Origin of the sequence: Rhizobium freirei PRF 81, from assembly GCF_000359745.1 — a bacterium.
Lineage (GTDB): Bacteria > Pseudomonadota > Alphaproteobacteria > Rhizobiales > Rhizobiaceae > Rhizobium > Rhizobium freirei.
The window spans coordinates 1-22,183 of sequence record NZ_AQHN01000087.1; the positions used below are offsets into that span (position 1 = coordinate 1).

At 60.4% G+C, this 22,183-nt stretch carries 18 protein-coding genes; 11 read left to right on the forward strand and 7 right to left on the reverse strand.

Annotated elements, in window-relative coordinates; all coding sequences use genetic code 11:
• Positions 1-191: 191 nt before the first annotated feature.
• The 3 genes from RHSP_RS27015 to RHSP_RS27025 all read right to left on the reverse strand — a co-directional run bounded on the left by RHSP_RS27015 (position 192) and on the right by RHSP_RS27025 (position 3,697).
• Positions 192-1,217, reverse strand: a complete 1,026-nt coding sequence (locus RHSP_RS27015) for an acyltransferase family protein (protein ID WP_004126234.1) — start codon at positions 1,215-1,217, stop codon at positions 192-194.
• Between the two features lie 38 nt (positions 1,218-1,255).
• Positions 1,256-2,500 (reverse strand): hypothetical protein, encoded by a 1,245-nt coding sequence (locus RHSP_RS27020; protein ID WP_004126237.1) that lies wholly within the window; start codon positions 2,498-2,500, stop codon positions 1,256-1,258.
• A 117-nt stretch (positions 2,501-2,617) separates the two neighbouring features.
• Positions 2,618-3,697 carry a glycoside hydrolase family 5 protein gene (locus tag RHSP_RS27025; protein WP_004126239.1) on the reverse strand — a complete coding sequence of 360 codons (1,080 nt, stop codon included), beginning with the start codon at positions 3,695-3,697 and terminating at the stop codon, positions 2,618-2,620.
• Between the two features lie 189 nt (positions 3,698-3,886).
• On the opposite strand from RHSP_RS27025, the gene RHSP_RS27030 reads away from it, so the two are divergent.
• Both RHSP_RS27030 and RHSP_RS27035 read left to right on the forward strand, forming a co-directional pair.
• Positions 3,887-5,575: a GumC family protein gene (locus RHSP_RS27030; RefSeq protein ID WP_004126242.1), complete on the forward strand. Its 1,689-nt coding sequence runs from the start codon at positions 3,887-3,889 to the stop codon at positions 5,573-5,575.
• Between the two features lie 213 nt (positions 5,576-5,788).
• Entirely contained in the window at positions 5,789-7,771 is a 1,983-nt protein-coding gene (locus tag RHSP_RS27035; protein WP_004126244.1) for a polysaccharide biosynthesis protein, read from the forward strand.
• A gap of 116 nt (positions 7,772-7,887) precedes the next feature.
• Here the strand turns inward: RHSP_RS27035 and RHSP_RS27040 are convergent, their stop codons facing one another.
• Positions 7,888-8,655, reverse strand: coding sequence for a glycosyltransferase family 25 protein (locus RHSP_RS27040; RefSeq protein ID WP_240535530.1), 768 nt, complete (start codon positions 8,653-8,655; stop codon positions 7,888-7,890).
• Between the two features lie 335 nt (positions 8,656-8,990).
• On the opposite strand from RHSP_RS27040, the gene RHSP_RS27045 reads away from it, so the two are divergent.
• The 6 genes from RHSP_RS27045 (at position 8,991) to RHSP_RS27070 (ending at position 14,926) form a co-directional block, all read left to right on the forward strand.
• Positions 8,991-9,323: a hypothetical protein gene (locus RHSP_RS27045; protein WP_004126247.1), complete on the forward strand. Its 333-nt coding sequence runs from the start codon at positions 8,991-8,993 to the stop codon at positions 9,321-9,323.
• 200 nt (positions 9,324-9,523) lie between these two features.
• Positions 9,524-10,684 (forward strand): Gfo/Idh/MocA family protein, encoded by a 1,161-nt coding sequence (locus RHSP_RS27050; RefSeq protein WP_004126248.1) that lies wholly within the window; start codon positions 9,524-9,526, stop codon positions 10,682-10,684.
• Between the two features lie 13 nt (positions 10,685-10,697).
• On the forward strand, positions 10,698-11,585 hold the full coding sequence (locus RHSP_RS27055; RefSeq protein WP_004126249.1) for a carbohydrate ABC transporter permease: 888 nt from the start codon (positions 10,698-10,700) through the stop codon (positions 11,583-11,585).
• A complete protein-coding gene (locus RHSP_RS27060; protein ID WP_004126250.1) occupies positions 11,582-12,439 on the forward strand; it encodes a carbohydrate ABC transporter permease in 858 nt (285 codons plus the stop codon). Before RHSP_RS27055 ends, RHSP_RS27060 begins: the two co-directional genes overlap by 4 nt.
• 36 nt (positions 12,440-12,475) lie before the next feature.
• Positions 12,476-13,705 carry an ABC transporter substrate-binding protein gene (locus tag RHSP_RS27065; protein WP_037154769.1) on the forward strand — a complete coding sequence of 410 codons (1,230 nt, stop codon included), beginning with the start codon at positions 12,476-12,478 and terminating at the stop codon, positions 13,703-13,705.
• 87 nt (positions 13,706-13,792) lie between these two features.
• Positions 13,793-14,926 carry an ABC transporter ATP-binding protein gene (locus RHSP_RS27070; RefSeq protein WP_004126252.1) on the forward strand — a complete coding sequence of 378 codons (1,134 nt, stop codon included), beginning with the start codon at positions 13,793-13,795 and terminating at the stop codon, positions 14,924-14,926.
• 212 nt (positions 14,927-15,138) lie between these two features.
• On the opposite strand, the gene RHSP_RS27075 is transcribed toward RHSP_RS27070, so the two are convergent.
• Genes RHSP_RS27075 through RHSP_RS27085 form a run of 3 tightly spaced genes read right to left on the reverse strand, consistent with a single transcriptional unit; the run spans position 15,139 to position 18,216 of the window.
• The gene (locus RHSP_RS27075) at positions 15,139-16,242 is read right to left on the reverse strand and encodes a D-TA family PLP-dependent enzyme (protein WP_004126253.1); all 1,104 of its coding nucleotides are present in this window, start codon (positions 16,240-16,242) and stop codon (positions 15,139-15,141) included.
• A 1-nt stretch (position 16,243) separates the two neighbouring features.
• Positions 16,244-17,719: a M81 family metallopeptidase gene (locus RHSP_RS27080; protein ID WP_004126254.1), complete on the reverse strand. Its 1,476-nt coding sequence runs from the start codon at positions 17,717-17,719 to the stop codon at positions 16,244-16,246.
• An 11-nt stretch (positions 17,720-17,730) separates the two neighbouring features.
• Positions 17,731-18,216: a hypothetical protein gene (locus tag RHSP_RS27085; protein ID WP_004126255.1), complete on the reverse strand. Its 486-nt coding sequence runs from the start codon at positions 18,214-18,216 to the stop codon at positions 17,731-17,733.
• A 280-nt stretch (positions 18,217-18,496) separates the two neighbouring features.
• On the opposite strand from RHSP_RS27085, the gene RHSP_RS27090 reads away from it, so the two are divergent.
• From RHSP_RS27090 to RHSP_RS27100, 3 genes are all read left to right on the forward strand, one after another.
• A complete protein-coding gene (locus RHSP_RS27090) occupies positions 18,497-19,360 on the forward strand; it encodes a MurR/RpiR family transcriptional regulator (RefSeq protein ID WP_004126257.1) in 864 nt (287 codons plus the stop codon).
• A gap of 104 nt (positions 19,361-19,464) precedes the next feature.
• Positions 19,465-20,241, forward strand: coding sequence for an SDR family oxidoreductase (locus tag RHSP_RS27095; RefSeq protein WP_004126258.1), 777 nt, complete (start codon positions 19,465-19,467; stop codon positions 20,239-20,241).
• 26 nt (positions 20,242-20,267) lie between these two features.
• Positions 20,268-22,183: beta-N-acetylhexosaminidase (locus tag RHSP_RS27100; protein ID WP_037154772.1), on the forward strand; the 1,916-nt coding region annotated here is incomplete at its 3' end.

Below are 22,183 nucleotides of genomic sequence, written 5' to 3' on the forward strand. Positions count from 1 at the left end.
ATCTCTTCACCTCGTAAAGCGGCTCACTGTTGCCGCTCGCTTATCGCAATCGACCGGTGGGGAAAAGCTCCCGACCCAAATCCGAGCCAGAGCTTAGGACAGGCAGCGGAAAATTCCGTTCCCATTGCGTCTTCCAGCCGCGTATCACCGTCGTCCTCACAGAAGACGGCATGAATCTGATGGCCAGGGCATCATGCTGCGATCGCGGGCTTCCTTTTCCACTTCCGCCAGCGGCTGGGTGTCGTCAGCTCATGGACGATGGCGCCGCCGAGCGTCGAGAAGAGAATGCAGCAGCTGACGAAGACCGGAGCGTTCGCCAGAATGCCGATTTTCAGGTGGACGCCGACCACGCGCAGCACGGCGAGCGTAAAGGCGTGCGTGATATAGATGCTGTAGGAGGCATCGCCGAGATAGTTCAGCCAGCCGATCACCGGCAGCTTCGAAAAGTCTATCGATATGGCCGAATAGACGATGACGATGGCCGGGATCCCCCACATGTAGGAGCGCGTGCTGGCGTCGCACAGCGTCTCGTTGATCAGCAGGAACGAGAATCCCATCACCAGCGCCGGCCAGGCAACCGTCTGCGGCAACAGGACCTTGTCGAGATAAAGCTTTGCGAGGAGCACGCCTGCGAGAAATTCATAGATGATCGGATCGCCGTAGAATTTGGCGGCCGTCAGCTCGCCCGGCAGGATACGGCAGAAAAGGATGATGGCCGTCATGGTGGCGAAGAGCGCGGCCATGCGCCATTTCTCGCGCACGAGCAGCAGCAGGCCGAATACGAAATAGAAGAACATCTCGTAGTTCAGCGTCCAGCCCGGAACGACCACGGGGACGGTCAGTGTCGGATCGGCCGGGTTTTTCCAGGGAAGGAAGAACAGTGAGGCCAAGACATGCGGAAACTCGAAGACCGTCGACTTCAGCAGCGTCGGCGCCACCAGCGCGACACAGGCGGCAAACAGGGTCGCCAGCCAGTAGAGCGGCACGATGCGCTGGATGCGGCGTCGGTAGAAATCCAGCGGCCGCATCTCGCGTCCGGCAGTTGTGAGCCACATCACGAAGCCGCTGAGCACGAAGAATATGTCGACGCCGGTCTCGCCGAAGAGATGGAAGACCGTTTGGAAACCGGGATCGACCTTCTGCAACTGCAGCACCGAATGGAAATAGACGACCATCAGCGCAGCGATGGCACGCAGATACTGCAACTGGACAAGCATCCCGATCCTCACGCGACCGTGGCCGACGCGAATTGCGGTCAGCCCGGCACCCGGCTTCCATTTAGAGTTTCCGGCCGTACTCGCGCGGTACGCGGCTCCTCGGAAGCGCGCATGTAACCGACAAGCAGCCAGAGCAGCCCGGCAATCTTGATGGAAAAGATCGCCGTGCCGCCGATCATCATATTCAGAAAAATGAAAAGAGAGAGTGAATGGGCGCAGCGTCTCTGCGCCGGCGTCTTTCCGGCGGGATAAAGGCAGACGAAGAGCCAGAAGACGATCAGGCCGAAGATCGTCGAGCCGTAGATGAGGTAGACATAGCCGCTATCGGCGAATTCGCCGATGCGCGAGATCGACAGGCCGAGCATGGACTGGATATCCAGGTCGAGCATCTTCTTGACGGTGACGCCGATGCGACCGGTGAAATTGTCGCCGACCTCGTCCGGCTTCATGAAATGCACGAAGAAGCCGATCAGGATGATGAGCGGCATCAGGATGAGGTTGAATGCCTTCGGTATCTTCGGAAACAGGAAGTAGCCGACGATGCTGACGCAGGAAAAGATCAGCATGGTGCGGGTGTCATTGGTAAGCAGGATCAGCAGCACCGTCGATATGAACAATGCCTTGTCGCCCTTGCCAAGCTTCGGCCAGAAGGAGAGCAGATAGATGACGCTGACGCCGCAGAAATTGGCAAGCGACACCTGCTCCAGGAAGATCGACGAGGAGCGGTGATCGATCAGGCCGAAGGAGAAGCGTCCCTGGAAGCCGAGCGCATTGGCGAAGAGGCCGGTCGAGTTGAAGCTCATCTGCTTGATGCCGCGCGTACTCTCGAAATATTCGGCGGGATGGAAGATCGTGACGTAAAACGGCGTGCTGACGACCTCGCAGACGAGGAACAGGAGTACCATGAAGCAGGCGATGCGGAAGATGAGCCTCACCGTGCGTTCGCTCGCCCAGCTGCCGATGCCCGCAAAGGCGAAAATGATCAGCACGTTGCGGAATTGATCGATGAAGGTCAGGCGATTGAAGACGGTGATGTAGATCGTCACGACCAAGGCGAAGACGAGGAAAAGGACGAGCGGCAGATCCTCCTCGTAGATGCCCTTCTTGAAAATCAAGGCCACGCTCGAGATCATCATCAGGCCTTCGCAGAGCACGACATGCGAGACCGAAAGCTGCATGATGTTGTGATTGATATAGGCGAGGATGCAGTTGTAGAGCACCGAAAACAGCGTGATTGCGAGGATCGGATAATCGACGCGTTCTTTGTCGGGGAAGCTCTTCATCTATTGTCCAGGGCTGCGGCGATCTTTCAAGGCCGACATTGCGATGCCGGCGCAAAGATAGCAGCCGCATGATTCGCGACAAAGCGCTATCCGTCCGGCCACCGGCCGCGCTGTCGATCACCGGACCGGTTTGACGGCGTCGCAGCTCGCCGCAAGCGGCGTTTTCTTGCCGATCGCGGCGGTGATCGTCTTCATCTGCGGCCGGTCCCTGCCATTTCGTGGCTGAACGTTGAGAGGTTCTTCCGGCGGCCACCACTCGCCTGCTGCCCAATAGGTCCAGCCAAGCCACACATCGCTGTTGTCGGCCATGATGCCGAAGACCGCCTTCAAGCCGTCGAGGCAGGGCTCGCTTCCAGGCACGCCGAATTCGCCGAGAAAGCCGCGCTTGCCGTTCTTGCGCAGCCAGTCCGTGACATCGCTCAATCCCTTTTGCGCAGCGTCGCTGCCATCGCAGGCCGGATGCGTCCCGGAACTGTCGGCATCGAGATATTGATGAAACTCGAAGGCGTAAAAATCGAGCGGATCCTTGACGCCGAGCATGACCGTGCCGTTGGCACCGCCGCCCAGCACGTCGGCGGACCAGCTATGCGCACCTGTCCAGTTCGTACCGGGCACGAGAATAAGGTTGCGCGCGCCGACGGTGCGGATGCTGCGAATGGCCGTGTTGGCCGCCTCCAGCCAGTCGGGGGCCCTGATATCGTGCGGTTCGTTCATCAGCCCGAAAAGGACACCCTTCCGATTGGCGAATTCGATGGCGAGCCGCGCCCAGAAGTCGCCGAATGCGAGATCGGTCGCCGGCGGTTGCGTCACCTGGGTCTTGTCGTAGTAGCCGAAATTATGCGGATCGAGCACGACGGTCATGCCGTGCTTATGAATGAGGTCGACCGCATCCTTCAATCCCTGCAGTTCCACCCCGTCGAAAGGTTGGCCCAGCACCGGTTGCAGGCGCTCCCAGCGGAAGGGCAGACGCACGACATTCGTGCCCTTCTCAGCGAAATAGCGCACCGTTTCTTCCGATGGATAGGTATAGTTGACGCCAGGCACGCCGTCGCGGTCGCCATATTCGGCGCCGGAGAGATTGATGCCGCGATAGCAGAGTGGCGATGCGGCGAGCCCGTTGCCGGCCGGCAAGACAAAGGCAAGAGCCGCGGCCGCGGCAAGCAGGCAGCGCAACAGTTTCGTCTTCGGTCCGGTCATGGCACGCTCCTGCTTTGAAGGCACTGTTTTCATAGGGAGCGTCGTGTTGAGCAATGGTGAATGCAGGCAGCCCTCCGGTTCCCGATTCGTTACTTCCTGTGAGCGTCCTTAATGTTCCGTTAGCCAAACATTTCTAAACTTGCGGCATCTGCCGGGCGCGACTTGCCCGCGGAGCGTTGAAAACCTGACATGAGCTCAATGGAACGAAGCAAGCGATCGGACCGACTTCCGGGTTGGCGTGGCATTGAGCCGTCAGACGGGCGCCATCATGGCGCGCGTCCGCGCAGCCCGCTGTTGCGCCCGCGCGACTTCGTTGCCGAGGCGGAGCCGGATGCCGTCGCATGGCCGGCTGAACAGCCGGCAATTGGCGCAGCCACCCATGAGCCAGCGCCCACAAAGCGCGAATTCCAGGCGGAAACGATCCAACCATCCGCAACCAAGTCGCCGGTAACCAAGCCAATTGCGGCGCCGGTCGCAACGCCCGTGGAGGCGCCTGCCGCCGTTGCGCCGCCGCCGGCCGATGTCCAGCCGGCGACGAATGCCGATGCGCCCTTGCTCGATCTGCGCGGTGCGGTTCGCGCGATCTGGGGCAAGAAAAGACTGGTTCTTGCGCTGGCGATCGTCGGCGCCGTTCTGGGCGCGGGCGCCATTCGGCTGGTGCCGCAGAAATTCTCCGCCGTAACCAGCCTTTATTTCGATCCTCGGCCTGCCGGCAACGCCGATTCCTCGCAGCCGCCGCCGACAGCACCCGAGCTGATCCTGACGATGATCGACAGCCAGACGCAGATCCTGTCTTCGGGCCGGGTGCTTGGCCATGTCGTCGACGTTTTGAAGCTCGATCGCGATCCGCAGTTCAACGGGGGCACGACGGGCGACACCGCCAAATATGTGGCGACGGGAGCGCTGGCAAAGGCGGTGCAGATCGCCCGCGAGGCGAGCACCTATGTCGTGACCTTGAAGGTGATGACGCGCGACCCGCAGAAATCAGCCACGATTGCCAACCAGCTCGTCTCCTCTTTTATGGAGGAGGAGAGCAAGGCAGCTGCGCGCAGCTACAAGACCAGCAATACCGCATTGGACAGCAGGCTCGACGATCTGCGTCAGCAGGTGCTCTCGGCTGAAAAAGCCGTAGAGACCTATCGCGCCGACAACGACATGGTTGCCGTCGAGGGCAATCTGATTTCCGACAAGCGCCTGACAGCGCTGAACGACATGCTGGTGACCGCACAGCAGAAGACGATCGAGGCGAAGGCGCGTGCCGATGCTGCCGGCAAGCTGAGTTTCGAGGAAGTCGTTTCCAACAATCCGGCGGCCAGTGCCGCATCGACGGCGTTGAGCAGCCTGCGTCAGCAATATGCGGCGCTTGCCGCCAATATCGGTAGCCTGCAAAGCCAGCTCGGCGCCCGCCATCCCCGCCTGCTTGCGGCCAAATCCTCACTGGATAGCCTGGGGGCAGAAATCCGCAACGAATTGCAGCGGCAGATGACCTCGGCTCGCGCCGACTATGAACAGGCGCAGAAGGCCGAACAGGACATTGCCAAGGAACTCGCGGTGCAGAAGGCATCCCAGGTCAATACTTCGGGCAAGCTCGTCGGCCTCAATGAGCTGCAGCGCAAGGCGGCTGCCGCTCGCGACCTCTACGAAGCTCTTCTGAAGCGCTCCGGCCAGACCAGCGATGCGCAGGACCTGTCGCACAGCAATATTCGCGTCATCTCCGAGGCGGAGCCGCCGCTGACGGCGGATGGACCGAGCCGCAAGGTGATGATGGTGGCCGGCTTCATCGCCGGTGCGATCTTCGGCGCCGGGATCGGCATGGCCTTTGCTATCCTGCTAGGCCTGTTTCGGCACCCTATCGTCCGCAGCTATCTCGGCAAGTGACCCTTTCTCGGCTTTCTGCGCCGACAGCATCTTCAATATCGAGGATGCAATTGTGCGCCGGCTGTTCTACATGTAAGTCGGCGCTGGAATGAATTGAGACCCGCTAATGAAAGTGCGATACGATCATTGTACGTCATGCGGCGCATTGTGAGACAACCTATGCGAGAGAAGCAGCGTACCGCTTTGATGACCGGCGCCAGGGGGAGCTGACCGATGGCGCCTGCGGATAAGCTCGTCCTGCCGTTTCTGGCATTGCCGCGCTCGACCAAGCGTGCACTTGCCCTGCTTGTCGATGCCAGTCTCTGCGTGCTGACGGTCTGGTTCGCCTACTGTCTGCGCCTCGACGATTGGGTTATCCTGGAAGGTATCGAGTGGCTGCCCGCCATCGTCTCGCTGCTTGTCGCCATCCCCATCTTCATCGTGCTTGGTCTTTATCGCGCCATCTTCCGGTACGCGGGGCTCTCGGCCTTCATGACCGTCGTCAAGGCAGTCGCGATCTATGCGCTTGCCTTCATGACGATTTTCACCGCGATCAGCGTGCCGGGCGTGCCGCGCACGGTCGGCATATTGCAGCCTTTATTGCTGCTGATCGCGATCGGCCTGTCGCGCATGTGGACGCGTTATTGGCTCGGCAATGCCTATCAGCGGCTCCTGAGCCGGAATCAGCTCGCCAAGGTATTGATCTACGGCGCCGGTGCTTCCGGCCGGCAGCTCGCGGGCGCTCTTGCCAATAGTGCCGAGCTGAATGTGGTCGGCTATCTCGACGACGATCGCAACATGCACGGCAGCATCATGGGCGGCCTGCCGATCTATAACCCAACCGATCTCCCGGCGCTTGCCGCGTCGGGTGACATCAAGGACGTGCTGCTGGCTTTGCCGAATGCGACGCGGCAACGGCGCAATGAAATTCTCGAAAACATGCGCAAGGCGCGCGTCACCGTGCGCACCATGCCGGATCTGACGGCGCTCGCTCAGGGTCGCGTCGCCGTCTCCGACCTGCGCGAACTCGATATCGAGGACCTGCTCGGCCGCAACGTGATTGCGCCCGACCGGGCGCTGATCGAGAAAAACATTCGCGGCAAGGTGGTCATGGTGACAGGAGCCGGCGGATCGATCGGCAGCGAACTTTGTCGTCAGATCCTGAAAAACGGCCCATCCTCCCTGCTGCTGGTGGAGCAGAGCGAATTCGGCCTCTACGCCATTCACGGCGAGCTGGAGAAGTCGGCGGCCTCCGCCGGACAAGCCGATATTCGTATCATCCCCTTCCTGGCCTCCGTCCGGGACGGCCAGCGGATCGGGCAGATCATGGAGGCATGGCGGCCGAAGACCGTCTATCACGCCGCTGCCTACAAGCATGTGCCGCTCGTCGAGTACAATCCCGTCGAAGGCATCCGCAACAACGTGCTCGGCACCCTTATAACGGCGCAAACTGCCCGCAAGCACGGGGTGGAGAATTTCGTCCTCATCAGCACGGACAAGGCTGTGCGCCCGACCAACATCATGGGCGCCAGCAAGCGGCTGGCGGAAATGGTGCTGCAGGCGATGGATGCCGATCGCAAACCGGGTACGGACAGCACGAATTTCGCCATGGTCCGCTTCGGCAACGTCCTTGGCTCCTCCGGCTCCGTCGTGCCGCTCTTTCGGCAGCAGATCCGCGACGGCGGTCCGATCACGCTGACGCATCCGGAAATCACCCGCTATTTCATGACCATCCCGGAAGCGTCACAGCTGGTGATCCAGGCAGGCGCCATGTCCGGCGGCGGCGACGTGTTTCTCCTAGATATGGGCGAGCCGGTACGTATTGCCGATCTTGCCCGTCGCATGGTGGAACTCTCCGGCCTGACCGTGCGGGATGCGGATGAGCCCGATGGCGACATCGAGCTGGAAATCACCGGGCTGCGGCCGGGCGAGAAGCTCTATGAGGAATTGCTGATCGGCGACAATCCGCAGCCGACGAGCCATCCGCGCATCATGCAGGCCAAGGAGGACTTTCTGCCTTGGCAAGAACTCTCCAAGCGGCTTTCCGCACTCGATGCGGCGTTGGACAAAAACGACATACCGTTGGCGAGAACCTTGCTGGAGAAACTCGTCTCCGGCTATGCGCCAAGCAGCGAGGTGGTGGATCTGGTCTATCGCGAACGCGAAACGGACTCTGCCGTCGACCGGCCTGATCTCGACAACGTCGTGCCGCTATAGAGCATTTGAGACCGTGCGCCGTGGTGGTCATCCGGGCCGATCACGGGCAAGGACGTGGAACAGCCGACGCTTCCGCGTGCCGTCAGCCCTCCAGTCTCCCAGTCAGTGACATTCGTTTATCGCTTGACGCCGATGGCGTAACGCCAGCGGCGGAGCTGATCGCACGTGCGGAACCAGTGCGCCGTCAAGCGCAACAGAAAATGCCGCTTCACGGCGCGATAGTGCACGCGCTTGCCGATCGTCGTATCTGCCCGGTATGGGCTGAATTCCACGAGATTTTCCTGGGTCGTGAACGTCTCGACACCGGTGGACCAGCCGCGCTCGAGGGCGACGTCATAGGGAAGAAGCAGAGGCTTCAGCGTCACCAGCAGGTTCATGGCGGCTTTGCGGTTGACGATATAGCAGGCGGCCGAGCCCTGCGGACCGTGCATGCAGCGGCCGACGACATCCTTTTCCGCTGTTTCGCATACTGGCTTAAAGCCCACCAGGCGGTGATTGACGAGCTTGACGAGGCGTGCGCCGCTTACGCTCTCTATCGCAGCGATGGCGCGCGGGATCAACCTGTCGTTGAGATCGACGTCGTCTTCCATGATGATGGCCATCTTGTCGCCGGTGGCGACGAATTGCTCCAACGCGCGAATATGGCTGCGATAACAGCCATATTCGCCCGGCAGAAGCTGGCGGCCATTATAGTGGATGAACGAGCTGGGCTGAAAATCGACGCGATCTTTCTCCGCGATTGCCCGGCCGTCCACTCCTGGAATCCGCGTCACGTCCAGATCGTATTCCACAGCCTGGCTGCACAAACGTTCCCAGCGATCGCGGGAGCGATCGAGATTGATGATATAGATGCGCACCTGCTGGGTGCTGTCGTCAGCAAGCAATGGGTTGGCCAAGTGAGAGGGGCGATCAATCTGTTCGAGAATGACTGTTACTCCTGCAAACAGAAATCGTGTCGACGGTTACTGAAGTGACGGTTTTGCTACTATATAACATGCTTACGAATTGTCGCAAATTCCGATTGCTCGCTAATGTTGCATTCGGGATAAAAGCATTTTGTTTGGTGTAACGAACCGTGAATATCTTCGTCCTGTCTCGGAAGCCGGCACGTACCCGCGATTTTGAAGGGGCTGGTTGGCGCGTCGCGCGGGTCTTACTATATCTGGAACATGCGGCGCGCGGATATCGCACGCGCATGGGTAAGGGAGCCTAGCAATTCATGTGGAACAAATCGAAGATTGCCATTGTTGCTCTGTTCCTTGCAGGGGCCATGCCGGCAGCGGCACTGGCAGATAATCCGCTTCTTCCCAAGCCGTATGTCGCCCCCGTCTATCCCTACAGGAATCTGCCAGGGGTGACGGCACCCAAAATGGCGGCTGACGAGCAATTCGAATGCCGCACGACGACGGTGCATTCGGATGAGTTCTATAGAGGTTTTTACCATCGGGGCCTGCCGCGCCTGGGCTATGTCTGTGAGCAAAACGGCGTCATCTCCACCAGCACCAGGAAGCCGAACTATCAATATTGGCAGTATAACAGCCAGGACCGATAAGACGGCGCGGACGGACCTGCTGAAATAAGCGGCAATGCAGTCAAACCAGGCGCAGCTTCATGCTTGAAGGCTGCGCTTTTTCTAGGCTGTGATCTGAAAATAAATTTCATGTTTTCGTCTAAATGCGCGAACGTCGTTGACGAATGCGAAAAATTGCCCCAAGATTACGAAAATAAATTACGTAATGGGAACTCAAAAGCATGCGAGTTGGAATCATTGGGCTGGGATTCCGCCTGGGTTATCTGGGCTATGTGTTCAAGGCGATCGATGAGAGCTTCGAGATTGCCGGTTATGTCGATCCGGAACCCGCGGGCCTGCCTGGTTTGATCGAGCAGGGGATATCAGCCGGAAAGGCCTACGCCACTCCCCAAGAGCTGATTGCGAATGAAAAGATGGATTTGCTGATGATCGGTTCGCCGAACCATTTGCATCTCGAACATATCCGTATCGGTCTCGAAGCCGGCCTGAAGATTTTCTGCGAAAAGCCGATCGTCACCACCATCCAGGATAGCATCGAACTTGCCCGGCTGATGGCCAAGTTCGGCCATGAGCGGCTGATGGTCGGCCTCGTCCTGCGCTACTCTCCCATGTATCGCGATCTGCTGGTTGCCCAGGCCGAAGGAAGGCTCGGCCATGTCGTTTCCATCGAAGCGTCCGAACATATCGAGCCCTATCATGGCGCCTTCTTCATGCGCGACTGGCGCCGCTACCAGCATTATTCCGGCAGCTTCATGCTGGAGAAGTGCTGCCACGATCTCGATCTTTATAATGGCGTCGTCGGCGCGCGGCCGGAGCGGGTCGCAAGCTTCGGCGGCCGCAAAAGCTTCATTCCGGAAAACGATCCGGCGCGGGAAGGCATCAACGACCTCGAACTTTTCCATCGAAAGCCGAGCGGCTGGATGGGCTCGGACAAGGTTTTCGACAGCGATGGCGACATCATCGACTACCAGGTCGCAATCGTCGAATACGCCAACGGCGTCGGCATGAACTTCCACACCAATCTGAACGTGCCCGACCAGTTCCGTCGCTTTGCCATCATGGGCTCGCGTGGTATGGCAGAAGGCGACTTCATCCGCGGTTATTTCAACGTTCACGAGATGCTGACCGGCAAAAAGGTGATCGAAAAGACCTATGCGACGCGCACGACGCTTTCGCAGCATTACGGAGCCGACGAGCAGATGGCCGCCGATATCATCTCGCATGTCAAATCGGGGCAGCATCTGCCGGTCTCGACCCTGAATGCGCTTGAAGCAGGCATTCTGGCGCTCTCCATGGATGAGGCGCGCATGAAAAGGACCGTCGTCGACCTCCGACCGACCTGGGACGAGTTCGACGAAGCGCTCTATTCAAAAGTAGCCTAGGGAGGGGCGCAAGATGGGTGTTCAACGCAGCACAGTCATCTTCGCTTGGATCCTTCTCTTTCCGGCGCTTCTTTACGTCATCGTCATCGTCGCCTATCCGCTGGTCGACACCGTTGTCCTGTCCTTCACCGACGCGTCGTTGAAGAAGGTGACCAACTGGGTCGGTTTCGAGAACTACGCCAAGATTTTCAACGACACCTTCGCCTCGGTGATCGTCCGGACCTTCATCTGGACGTTCTTTTCCGTGTCGATCAAGATGATCATCGGCACGCTGGGCGCGACGATGCTCAATTCTGCGGTTCCGGGGCGTGCGCTCTTCCGCGTGCTGATCATGCCGCCCTGGATCGTGCCCATGGCGATCGGCATCTTCATGTGGGGCTGGATGTACAACGGCCAGTTCGGCATGATTTCCGGCCTGCTGCAGCGTTTCGGCATCGTCGACAGCCCGGTGGCGTTCCTCGCCTATGGCAGTTCGGCCTTCTGGGCGACGATCGTCACCGACGTCTGGATCGGCGTGCCGATGGTCACTCTTTATATGCTTGCAGCCATGCAGGCGATCCCGCACGATCTCTATGAGGCCGCCTGGACGGATGGCGCCGGTCGCTTCTATCGCTTCCGCCGCATCACGCTGCCGCTGCTGGTGCCGTCTCTGGTCACCATGTCGATGCTGTCGCTGATCGCCACCTTCAATTCCTTCGACATCATCTGGATCCTGACCCGCGGCGGCCCGAACGGCGAAACGACGACGATGATCATCGATACCTATCGCACCGCGATCGGGTCCTACAAATATGGCGAGGGTGCTGCGCGTGCGGTGCTGATCTGCATCTTCCTGTCGCTCTTCTGCCTTGCCTATTTCCGCCTCACCAGCCGCTTTTCAACGGGAGCGAAACAGCGATGAGCAAGTCTTCGATGATCCATCGCTACAAGTGGTACGAGCTCATCGGCATCTATGCCGGGATCCTGCTGTTCCTGACCTTCGTGCTGGCGCCCTTCGTCGAAGGGTTTCTGGTATCGCTGAAGCCGCTCAGCCAGCTCTTCTCGTCGCCTTACCGCTTCATTCCCGAGAACGGCTCGTTTGCAGCCTATCGGACGATGTGGACCAGCGTGCCCGGCTTCGGCTGGTATATCTTCAACTCGTTCCTGATTTCCGGTGTGAGCACTATTATCGTGCTTATCCTCGTTGTGCCGGCGGCCTATGCCTTTGCGCGTTTCGAGTTCCGAGGCGCCGGACTGCTGCTCGGTGCCTTCCTGGCGGTCAACATGTTCTCCGGCGCCGTGCTGTTGATCCCGCTGTTTCGGCTCATGCGCTCCTTCGGCCTGCTGAACACCTATTTCGCCATGATCGTACCGGGTGTCGCGTTCCTCATTCCCTCGGGAATCTGGTTGCTGCGCACCTATATGATACGCATCCCCAAGGAGCTTGACGAAGCGGCCTTTGTCGATGGCGCCAGCCATTTCTATACGCTGCGGCGCGTCATTCTGCCGATCGCGATGCCAGGCATCACCGTCGTCGCTATTACCACTTTCATCGGTTCCTACGCACAGCAGTTCATATACGCTCTTACTTTCAATTCGAAGACCGAATACATGCCGCTGCCGGTGGGCCTGTTTGCCTATTTCGGCCGGCAGGAGGTCGTCTGGAACGAACTCATGGCTGCAAGCTTCGTCGGCATCGCGCCGGCGCTGGTCGTGATCTTCTTCCTGCAACGGTATCTCGTCAGCGGCCTGACCGCTGGCGCGGTGAAGCAATAAAATCAATCAACCACCAGAGAGAACGGGAGCTTAAACGTGACATTCCATTTCAAAACGGGTCTGCTTGCGCTGGCCTTGCTCGGCTCCACCGCGCTTGGCGCCGTGACGGCCCATGCCGCCGACAAGGAAATCAGCTGGATCTATTGCGGCGACAGCATCGACCCGATCCATGTGAAATATATCAAGCAATGGCAAGACAAGAATCCGGGCTGGGCCGTCAAGCCTGAAGTCGTCGGCTGGGAACAGTGCCAGGACAAGGCAACGACGCTCGCTGCCGCCGGCACGCCGGTCGCCATGGCCTATGTCGGCTCGCGTACGCTCAAGCAGTTCGCCGAGAACGATCTGATCGTTCCGATCCCGATGACGGACGACGAAAAGAAGACCTATTATCCCGGTATAGTTGGTACCGTGACCTCTGGTGGCCAGCAGTGGGGCGTGCCGATCGCCTTCTCGACCAAGGCGCTCTACTGGAACAAGGACCTCTTCAAGAAGGCTGGCCTCGATCCGGAAAAGCCGCCGACAACTTGGGCTGAGGAAATCGCCGACGCCAAGACGATCAAGGAAAAGACCGGCGTTCCCGGCTACGGCCTGTCGGCCAAGACCTTCGACAACACCATGCACCAGTTCCTGCACTGGGTTTACAGCAACAACGGCAAGGTCATCGACGGCGACAAGATCGTCCTCAACAGCCCGGAAGTGCTGGCAGCTCTGCAGGCCTATAAGGACATTACATCTTACTCGGTCGAAGGCCCGACGGCCTACGAGCAGAACGAAATGCGCGCCATCTTCCTCGACGGCAAGGTCGGCATGCTTCAGGCAGGTTCGGGCGCAGCCTATCGCCTCAAGGAATCCAAGATCAACTGGGGCGTAGCGCCGCTGCCGCTCGGCCCGGCTGCTAAGGGCCCGGGCACGCTGCTCATAACCGACAGCCTTGCCGTCTTCAAGGGTTCCGGCGTCGAGGACAAGGCGATCGAATTCGCCAAGTTCATCACGTCGCCAGGCCCGCAGGGTGAATACGAGCTGCAGGGCGGCGCCGGCCTCACCCCTCTGCGTCCGTCGCCGCAGGTTGACGAGTTCGAGAAGAAGGATCCCTTCTGGAAGCCGTTCATCGACGGTATCAGCTATGGTGGTCCGGAGCCGCTCTTCAAGGACTACAAGGGCTTCCAGAACGTCATGATCGAGATGGTCCAGTCGGTCGTCACCGGCAAGGCCCAGCCTGCGGATGCCCTGAAAAAGGCAGCTGCCGATCTCGAGCAGTACAAGTAAGAAGCCTGCAAGTAACCGGGCCGCGCGCATTGCGCGCGGCCTTTCGAGCCCTGCCCGCCTAGTAGCGGCGCCGCGCGGAGACAGAGTTTGGGAAAGCTGCACCTTCATCAGGTCAAGAAATTCTACGGTCATTTCGAGGTCATCAAGGGCGTTGAGCTCGACGTCACGGACGGTGAATTCATCGTCTTCGTCGGTCCGTCCGGCTGCGGCAAATCGACCTTGCTGCGCATGATCGCCGGCCTCGACGAGGTGACCAGCGGCGACATCATGATCGATGGCAACCGCGTCAACGATCTGCCGCCCGTCAAGCGCGGCATCGCCATGGTCTTCCAGTCCTATGCTCTCTATCCGCATATGTCGGTGTTCGAGAACATCGCCTTCCCCCTGCGGGTCGAGAAGATGCCGGAAGACAAGCTCAAGGCCAAGGTCGAACATGCCGCCCGCATCCTGCATCTCGACCAGCGTCTGCATCAAAAGCCGGGCCAGCTTTCCGGCGGCCAGCGCCAGCGCGTTGCCATCGGCCGCGCGATTGTGCGCGAACCCAAGATCTTCCTGTTCGACGAGCCCTTGTCGAACCTCGATGCCGCCTTACGCGCCGACATGCGCATTGAGCTCGCCAAGCTGCATCACCAGCTGCAGGCGACGATGATTTACGTGACCCACGATCAGGTGGAAGCCATGACCATGGCCGACCGGATCGTCGTTCTCAATGCCGGCGAGATATCGCAGGTCGGCGCGCCGCTGGAGCTTTATCATAAGCCTGCGAATACATTCGTCGCCCAGTTTATCGGCAATCCGAAAATGAACTTCCTGCCCGTGACGTGCACGAATGTCAGCGAAGCGGGCGTGGAGATCGACTACAAGGGCAAAAAGGCAATTCTGCCGGTGAAGCCGCGCGAGGGAGCCGTTGGCAAGCAATTGACGCTGGGCATCCGTCCGGAACATATCCAGCTCGGCGATGGCGACCTGACATTGACCGTGGTGCCGACCGTGGTCGAGCATCTGGGCGCCCAGACGGTTGCCTACGCTTCCGCTGACGGCGTCGACGAGAACTTCTGCGCCACGCTGCCCGGCAGCGCCGCCATCCGTCTGGAGGCGCCGTTGAAGACCGGCATCCGCATCGCCGATTGCCACCTCTTCGATGAGAACGGCCAGGCTTTCGAGCGCCGCGTTGAACTCACCGAGATCGACATGGAGCTCTTGAGCTCCACCGCCTCCTGAAGCAATTCCAGGAAAAGTGCATAGCGCTTTTCCGTCTGGATTGCGTCAAACAGGCTGTTGGAGTGGCTCAGCGAGTCCATGAAACGCTGAGCCACTTTAATGGAGGTGGTTGTCTGCCGGTTCGAGACCAAGCGGGCAATGGCAACCATAAGACAAAAGAAAACGGCGGCCCGCAGGCCGCCGTTTTCTGTTTGAGGGAGAGTGTCTGCACCCTACCAGACCAGACCGCGAGCCGCCACGTCCTCGACGCGCGTCACCACGCCGCCGCGGTGGAACACCATCTGGTCGAACAGGTTGGAAACCACGCAGGTGTGATTGGGAATGATGCGGATCTTGTCGCCGATCTGCGGGCGTGCGCCCGTGCAGTTTGACAGATCGATCACGCCATGCTCTTCCGAGAGGCCCTTGATGATGGCTTCCGGGTACTCCACCACCTGGCCGAAATCCGTAAAGCCGAGGAGATCGGAGGTAAGAGCCTTCGAACCGGCATCGATGACGGCGCGGTCTTCGGTGGGGCGCGAGACGACGGTGGCGAGGATATGCATCGCGCAATCCTCCTCGCGGCAATGGCCGGCCCGCACCATGGAGCGGTCATTATAGATATAGGTTCCGGCACGGTGTTCGGTGGCCGCCGTGACGAGATGGGCTTCGAACAGGCTCGGCGTGCCGCCATTGCTGACGACCGGGCACTCGATGCCCTGGTTTTTCAGCAGGGCGACGGATTCGGCCAGAAAGGCCTGTGTCGCCGCAGCATTGTTCGGCTTCGGATAGCTCATCAAGCCGCCGAAGACGAGGCCTGGCTTGCCGGCAATATTCTCGCCGAGCGTGGCTGCCTGTTCCGGCGTCTGCACGCCGCAGCGCGCCCCGCCGGTGTCGCACTCCACCAGCACAGTAAGCGGCTTGCGCTCTGCGAACCAGCCGGAGAGCCCGTCGACGGTGACGGTGCTGTCGGCCACAACCTTCAAGCCGGAAATGCGGTCGTTCAGGGCCGAGAGGCGAACGAGCTTCTCAGCACCGAGGATGTTGAAGGTGATCAGGATATCCTCGAAGCCTGCGTCGGCGAAGGCTTCCGCTTCGGTGATCTTCTGGCAGTTGATGCCTTTGGCGCCGGCGGCGACCTGGGCGCGGGCGAGTGCCGGAATCTTGTGCGTCTTGATGTGCGGCCGGAAGTTCAGGCCGTGCGCATCCATATAGGACTGCACGTGGGCGATGTTCCCGGCCAGCCGGTCTTCGTCGATGATCGGGCGAGGCGTCGAGAGCCCTTCGATCCGGTCGCCGGGCTTGGGGCTGATTTCCGAGGCGATATCGTGAGCCATGTCAGGCGTCTTTCCGTTCTGCCGCATGCGGATCGGCCACCATCGGCCAGATGTCTTTCCGCGCGCGGCGATAAGGGGTGCGGGCTGGATTGTTCGGATAAGGCGTTCCGGCCGAGCAGTAAAGGATCTCCGAAGCGATCTTGGAGAAGGATGCGTAGAAGTGATTGGTCGATTTGATGACCAGGATCTTTTTGGCGGTGGGGTCGATGCCCATGACCGAGAACAGGCTCGGATCGAAGCTCTGTGCGCGCGTCGAATTCAGGATGATGTCGATGCCACCGAGCTGAATATGCGCAGCGTCGCCGAAGGGCGCAAAACTCTCGCCGAAACGCATCTCGGCATTGGTGACGAGGCGGATGATCTTGACATGGCCATCGATGGGATTGCCTGTGCCCGGAGCCGATTTCGCGCCGAAGCGCAGCGGAATTTCAGCACCTTCGCCAGCCGCCATGCAGATCTGCACGGCCATAGGATCCCAGATCGTGCCGATCGCCGTGTCGGCGGCGCCGCGGTCGAGCAGCTCCTGAAGGACGACGGTGGCGTCCCCCGCCGTGCCGCCGCCGGGATTGTCCCAGAGGTCGGCAATGACGACCGGACCGGATGTTGCGGCCATGGCCTGGCTGACGGCCTGCTTCTCGTCGATCTGCGGCATGATGAAGGTGCCGCGCTTGGAGAAGAGTTCCAGCCCTAAATCGCGAGCGATCGCAGATCCCTTATCCGGCTTATTATCGGTGACGACAAGCAGCTTGGTGCCCATCTCCGGCACATCGCCGGCCATGAAGCCGTGAATGACAGATATCGACAGGATATCGGCATCGCTCTTTTCCATCGCCATGATCTTGTCGACGAAGGAGCGCATCGGCTCGCGCGACGTCGGGAAGACATCGATCATGCGGCAATCGAAGACGGACATAACCGGCTTGACGCGGCCTTCGAGCGTATCGATGGCGATGCGCCAGAGATCTTCGGCGCGGTCGACGAAATCCGTATGCGGGAATTCCTTGAAGTAGACGAAGAAATTCGCGGCGGCGAGACGCTTCTCCGTCAGGTGGCTGTGCGGATCGAGCTCGGCGCAGACGAGGATATCCGGCCCGACGATCTCGCGGACACCCGACAGGAAATCGCCCTCGGTATCCTCGTAGCCGTCGGCGACCATGGCGCCGTGCAAGCCGAGCACGACGGCATCGACGGGCATTGCCGCCCGCAGCTGGCCGAGGATTTCGTCCCTGAGCTCTTCATAGGTCAGGCGATTCACCAGTCCGGCCGGATCCGCCCAGGTGGCGGTGCCTTCGATCACGTCCCAGCCCTTTTGCACTGCGATCTGCCGACCGACGGTGATCGGGGCGGAACAGAGCGTCGGCGTTTCCGGATGCATGCCCGGCGGCGCATAAAGAGACGCCTCGAATGCGCGCCGGTCGATGCAGATGGGGGAGAAGGTATTCGTCTCGGTCGCGAGGGCCGCGGTGAAAATGCGCAATGATGTCGCCTCTATTCCATGGGATTCGGCAGGTAGCCGGTGAAGCCGCTGATCTTCCAGCGTCCCTCATGCAGGCGGCAATAATAGAGCGTCTGCCATTTCAGCACGTCGATGCTGCCATCCGACTTCTTCAAGCTGCCGTCGAACTTCTTGCGCACCAGCGCCATATCGCCTTCGATCTCGATATCCTCGAGCGTCGTCGTGGTGAAAATGGCCGTGCGGGGATCTTCGGCGAAGGACTGCGTGGCGAAGTCGCGCGCCTGGCGCAGCCACTCGTCGCGATAGGCAGCAAGGGTCGGGAAGGCGAGGCGCCACTTGTCGGGGCTGACTTCGCGCTTGCCGTCGATGCCGATGAAGCCCTCTTCGACGAAATCGCCGGCAACGCTCGACCAGTCTGCGGCGAGGAAGGCATCGATATCGCGCGGCACGAGCATCTCCCAGATCGCGTGCCTGGCGGCATCGCTGACAGGGAAGGGATTCTTGAAAGGATCACGCATTGTATCCGCCGTCATTTAAATTCTTTTCATAATTTTCGATTTTCACTGGTCAAATTCTGCTTTCTATGGTCATTTGTCAACGCATCAAGAAAATAATTTGCAGGAATCATATGATGTTTGTCACATATATGGTTCCCGTCAGATGGGCGCGAATGGCAAGCCGCGCCCCCTCGCACACTCCCAGGTAGGCATTGGTGACGAAGTGCGAGATTGAGGTGGTTTGCATCGCTTATTAAATGTCGGACGTTTAGAACCCAGCGACAGAATAAAGGGGGAGCTGATGGATATCTTCACGACCATGCAGGATGAACGGGGCCGGCTTTCGCAATCGGAAATCCGCATTGCCGACATCGTTCTCAACGACTTCGAATTCGCCGTCAACGCTTCCATCATCGAGCTCGCCGGCAAGGCGGATGTCTCGCCGCCGACCGTGACGCGGTTCTGCCGCCGTCTCGGCTGCGAAAGCTTCTCCGATTTCAAGGTGCAGCTGGCCCGCACAGCCTATGTCGGCATGCGCTATCTCAAGCCCGAGCCGAAGAGCATAGCACCCGCAGATGTCGCCCAGGACATTATTACCAAGGCACAGAACGCGCTCTTCCTGCTGCATCGCGGGCTGGACGTGGCGGCGATCGAGCAGGCGGCGGATCGGCTGGCCGGCGCCGAGATGATCTATGCCTTCGGCTCCGGCGGCAATTCCTCGATGATCGCCAGCGAGATGCAGAACCGCCTGTTCCGACTTGGTCTGCGCATCACTTCCAGTTCCGATCACAGCATGCAGCTGATGATGGCCGCTGCGGCCAAGCCGACGGATGTGCTGATCGGTTCTTCCTTTTCAGGTCGCAACGCCGAGCTGGTGCGCGCCTTCACGCTGGCGCGCGAGGCCAAGGTGCCGACCATCGCGCTGACGCAGAGCGGAAGCCCTGTGGCTGATGTCGCCGACATCACCGTGCCGATCGATCTGCCGGAAGGCGACAATATCTATAGGCCGACATCGACGCGCATCGCCTACGTGGCCGTGCTGGATATTCTTGCGAGCCTCGTCGCCTATCGTCTTCGGCCGCAGGCGACGGCGATATTGCGCCGTATCAAGCAGCAGCTCGTCACCCATCGCGACGGCGACGACCGTCAGCTTCTTGGGGACTAGAGCCATTCGGGAAATCGCGTGGCGGCTATCCGCCCGCAATTGCGCAGAAAACAACGACAGACGGCGGCGGCCGCCGCTCGGGAACTTGATCAGAGGAAAGCCATATGAGTAAATCCGTTGCCATCGTGACCGGGGCCGCAGGCGATATCGGCCGCGCCATCGCAAAGCGTCTGGCCGATGACCATGATATCATCCTGCTCGTCGATATCGACGAGGCCGCCGCGCAGAGGGCGGCGCAGGCGCTGGGGCCTGCCGAGCGTTTCGCCGTCTTCAAGGCGGATATAACGAGCGAGATCGACACGGCCGAAATGGCGAAGGCAGCGTCAGCCCTGGGTACGCTCAGGACACTGGTGAACAATGCGGGCGCTGCCCGCGCGGTCAGCCTTCACGATACGACGCCTGAAATCTGGCGCGCCGACAATGCTCTTAATCTCGAAGCTGCTTTCCTCTGCTTCCGTGCAGTCGAGGACATGCTGAAGGCATCGAAGGGGTCGGTGATCAATATCGCCTCCGTCAACGGCATGGCCGTCTTCGGCCACCCTGCCTATAGCGCCGCCAAGGCCGGGCTCGTGCATTTCACCCGGCTGGTCGCCGTGGAATACGGCAAGTTCGGCATCCGTTCGAATGCGGTCGCGCCAGGCACCGTGCGCACCCAGGCCTGGGAAGCGCGTGCTGCCGCCAATCCGAATGTCTTCGAAGAAGCGAAGCGCTGGTATGCGCTGCGGCGCGTCGTCGATCCGGTCGATGTCGCCAATGCCGTCTCGTTTCTCGCCGGCCCGCTTGCCTCGGCCATTACGGGCGTCTGCCTGCCGGTCGATTGCGGCCTGACGGCAGGACAGGCCGAGCTCGCCCATACCTTCACACAGTCCGATCACTATTGATGCTCGCCGCCAAAAGGGGAATTTAGATGCAGCCGGCCTTCTATCATCTCGAAAATACCTGGTCTCCCGAGGGCGGAAAGCATGGTCGGCTGACCCTGACGCTTTTCAATTTCTCAGGCGCGCCGCTTTCGAATTTTCGCCTCGCCTATACGACTTTGACGCGCTTCATCGATCCGAAGATCTGCGACAACGCCGTCTTCGTGCGCCGCAACGCCAATTTTCATGAGTTTGCGCCGCCGGCCGGCCTGTCCATCGCTCCCGGAGAGAGCTGGACATTCACCGTCTCAAGCCTTCACCGCGTCGCAAAGCATTGCACCGATGGCGCCAAGTCCGCCTATCTCACGCTCGAGGACGGCAGCCATATCAATGTGTTCACGTCGGATCTCCTGCTTGAGGGCCGCACCAGCGAGCCGCCGCCGGTGCTGTTGCCGGAAGGCAGGCTGGAGCTTCCCTTCGCCATTCAGCCCTGGCCTGCATCCATCGACGTCAAGCCGGGCGAAGGCCTCCCCGTCGCGCTCTATCCGGCGAAGGGGACCGATGCGGCAAGCGTGAAGGCGGTGGCCACGGCGCAGGCGCTCTTCCGCCGGCTGTTTCCTTCAAACCACATTCCCTTCAGCCTCATTGCCGCGCCGCAGGGCAGGGTGCTGCGCTTCGTCGAACGGCCGGCGCTTGCTGCAGAGGCTTATGAACTGGCCTTCGGTGCGGACGACATCACGCTGGCTTTCTCGGCCGCTTCAGGCCGCCTCTATGGCCTGATGACGCTGGCGCAGCTTCTGGACGGCGCCCGGCGCGAACCCGGCAGGTTCCGCTTTCCGGTTTCGGGCGTGATCGCGGACCAGCCGCGTTACGGCTGGCGCGGCTGCCATCTCGACGTATCAAGGCAATTTACTCCCAAGGCAGATGTCCTGCGCCTGCTCGACATTCTCGCCTGGCTGAAGCTCAACATCTTCCATTGGCACCTGACGGACGATGAGGCATGGCGACTGGAGATCCGCGCCTATCCGCAGCTGACGACCACCGGCGTTCTGCGCGGGCCGGACGAGCCTTTGCTGCCGCAGCTCGGCAATGGCGCCGAACCTGTCGGCGGCTTCTACTCGCAGGATGACGTGCGCGAGATCGTCGCTCATGCCTCCGCACTCGGCATCGAGGTCGTGCCGGAGATCGATATCCCCGGCCACAGCACCGCGACCCTCGTCGCCCTGCCTGATCTGACGGACGGTCAGGAAGCGCCGGAGAGCTATCATTCCGTCCAGGGCTATCCGAACAATGCCCTGAACCCGGCCATCGAGCCGACCTACGAATTCCTCGCCAAGGTCTTCGACGAAATGGTCGAGCTCTTCCCCTCGCAATATCTCCATATCGGCGGGGATGAGGTTGCCAACGGCTCCTGGCTCGCTTCGCCGCTGGCGCGCAGGCTCATGGAGAAGGAAGGCATATCGGGCACCTTCGCCCTGCAGTCCTATTTCCTCAAGCGGATCAAGGCGATGCTCAACGAGCGCGGCCGCAAGCTGGCCGGCTGGAACGAAGTCGCCCATGGCGGCGGCGTCGATCCGGAAAGCACCTTGCTGATGGCCTGGGAAAAGCCGGAGGTCGGCATCGAGCTGGCGCGCGAGGGCTACGAGGTCGTCATGACGCCGGGCCAGGCCTATTATCTCGACATGGTGCAGGCCGATGCCTGGCAGGAGCCGGGCGCGAGCTGGGCGGGCACCGTACCGCCGGCGCATACCTATGCCTACGAGGCGGAGGGCGATTTCCCGGAAGAGCTGAAGCATCTCATGAAGGGCGTGCAGGCCTGCATCTGGCAGGAGAACTTCACCTCGCGCGACTATTTCAACCGCCTGGTCTTCCCGCGCCTGCCAGCCATTGCCGAGGCTGCCTGGACGCCGAAGGCACAGAAGGACTGGCTGCGCTTCGCCGCCATCGTCCCGCTGAGCCCGAAGCT

Bases quoted from the DNA above. Each gene is read 5' to 3' on its own strand.
- RHSP_RS27015 (WP_004126234.1), bottom strand. From the start codon at position 1,217: ATGCTTGTCCAGTTGCAGTATCTGCGTGCCATCGCTGCGCTGATGGTC.
- RHSP_RS27020 (WP_004126237.1), bottom strand. From the start codon at position 2,500: ATGAAGAGCTTCCCCGACAAAGAACGCGTCGATTATCCGATCCTCGCA.
- RHSP_RS27025 (WP_004126239.1), bottom strand. From the start codon at position 3,697: ATGACCGGACCGAAGACGAAACTGTTGCGCTGCCTGCTTGCCGCGGCC.
- RHSP_RS27030 (WP_004126242.1), top strand. From the start codon at position 3,887: ATGAGCTCAATGGAACGAAGCAAGCGATCGGACCGACTTCCGGGTTGG.
- RHSP_RS27035 (WP_004126244.1), top strand. From the start codon at position 5,789: ATGGCGCCTGCGGATAAGCTCGTCCTGCCGTTTCTGGCATTGCCGCGC.
- RHSP_RS27045 (WP_004126247.1), top strand. From the start codon at position 8,991: ATGTGGAACAAATCGAAGATTGCCATTGTTGCTCTGTTCCTTGCAGGG.
- RHSP_RS27050 (WP_004126248.1), top strand. From the start codon at position 9,524: ATGCGAGTTGGAATCATTGGGCTGGGATTCCGCCTGGGTTATCTGGGC.
- RHSP_RS27055 (WP_004126249.1), top strand. From the start codon at position 10,698: ATGGGTGTTCAACGCAGCACAGTCATCTTCGCTTGGATCCTTCTCTTT.
- RHSP_RS27060 (WP_004126250.1), top strand. From the start codon at position 11,582: ATGAGCAAGTCTTCGATGATCCATCGCTACAAGTGGTACGAGCTCATC.
- RHSP_RS27075 (WP_004126253.1), bottom strand. From the start codon at position 16,242: ATGGCTCACGATATCGCCTCGGAAATCAGCCCCAAGCCCGGCGACCGG.
- RHSP_RS27085 (WP_004126255.1), bottom strand. From the start codon at position 18,216: ATGCGTGATCCTTTCAAGAATCCCTTCCCTGTCAGCGATGCCGCCAGG.
- RHSP_RS27090 (WP_004126257.1), top strand. From the start codon at position 18,497: ATGGATATCTTCACGACCATGCAGGATGAACGGGGCCGGCTTTCGCAA.
- RHSP_RS27095 (WP_004126258.1), top strand. From the start codon at position 19,465: ATGAGTAAATCCGTTGCCATCGTGACCGGGGCCGCAGGCGATATCGGC.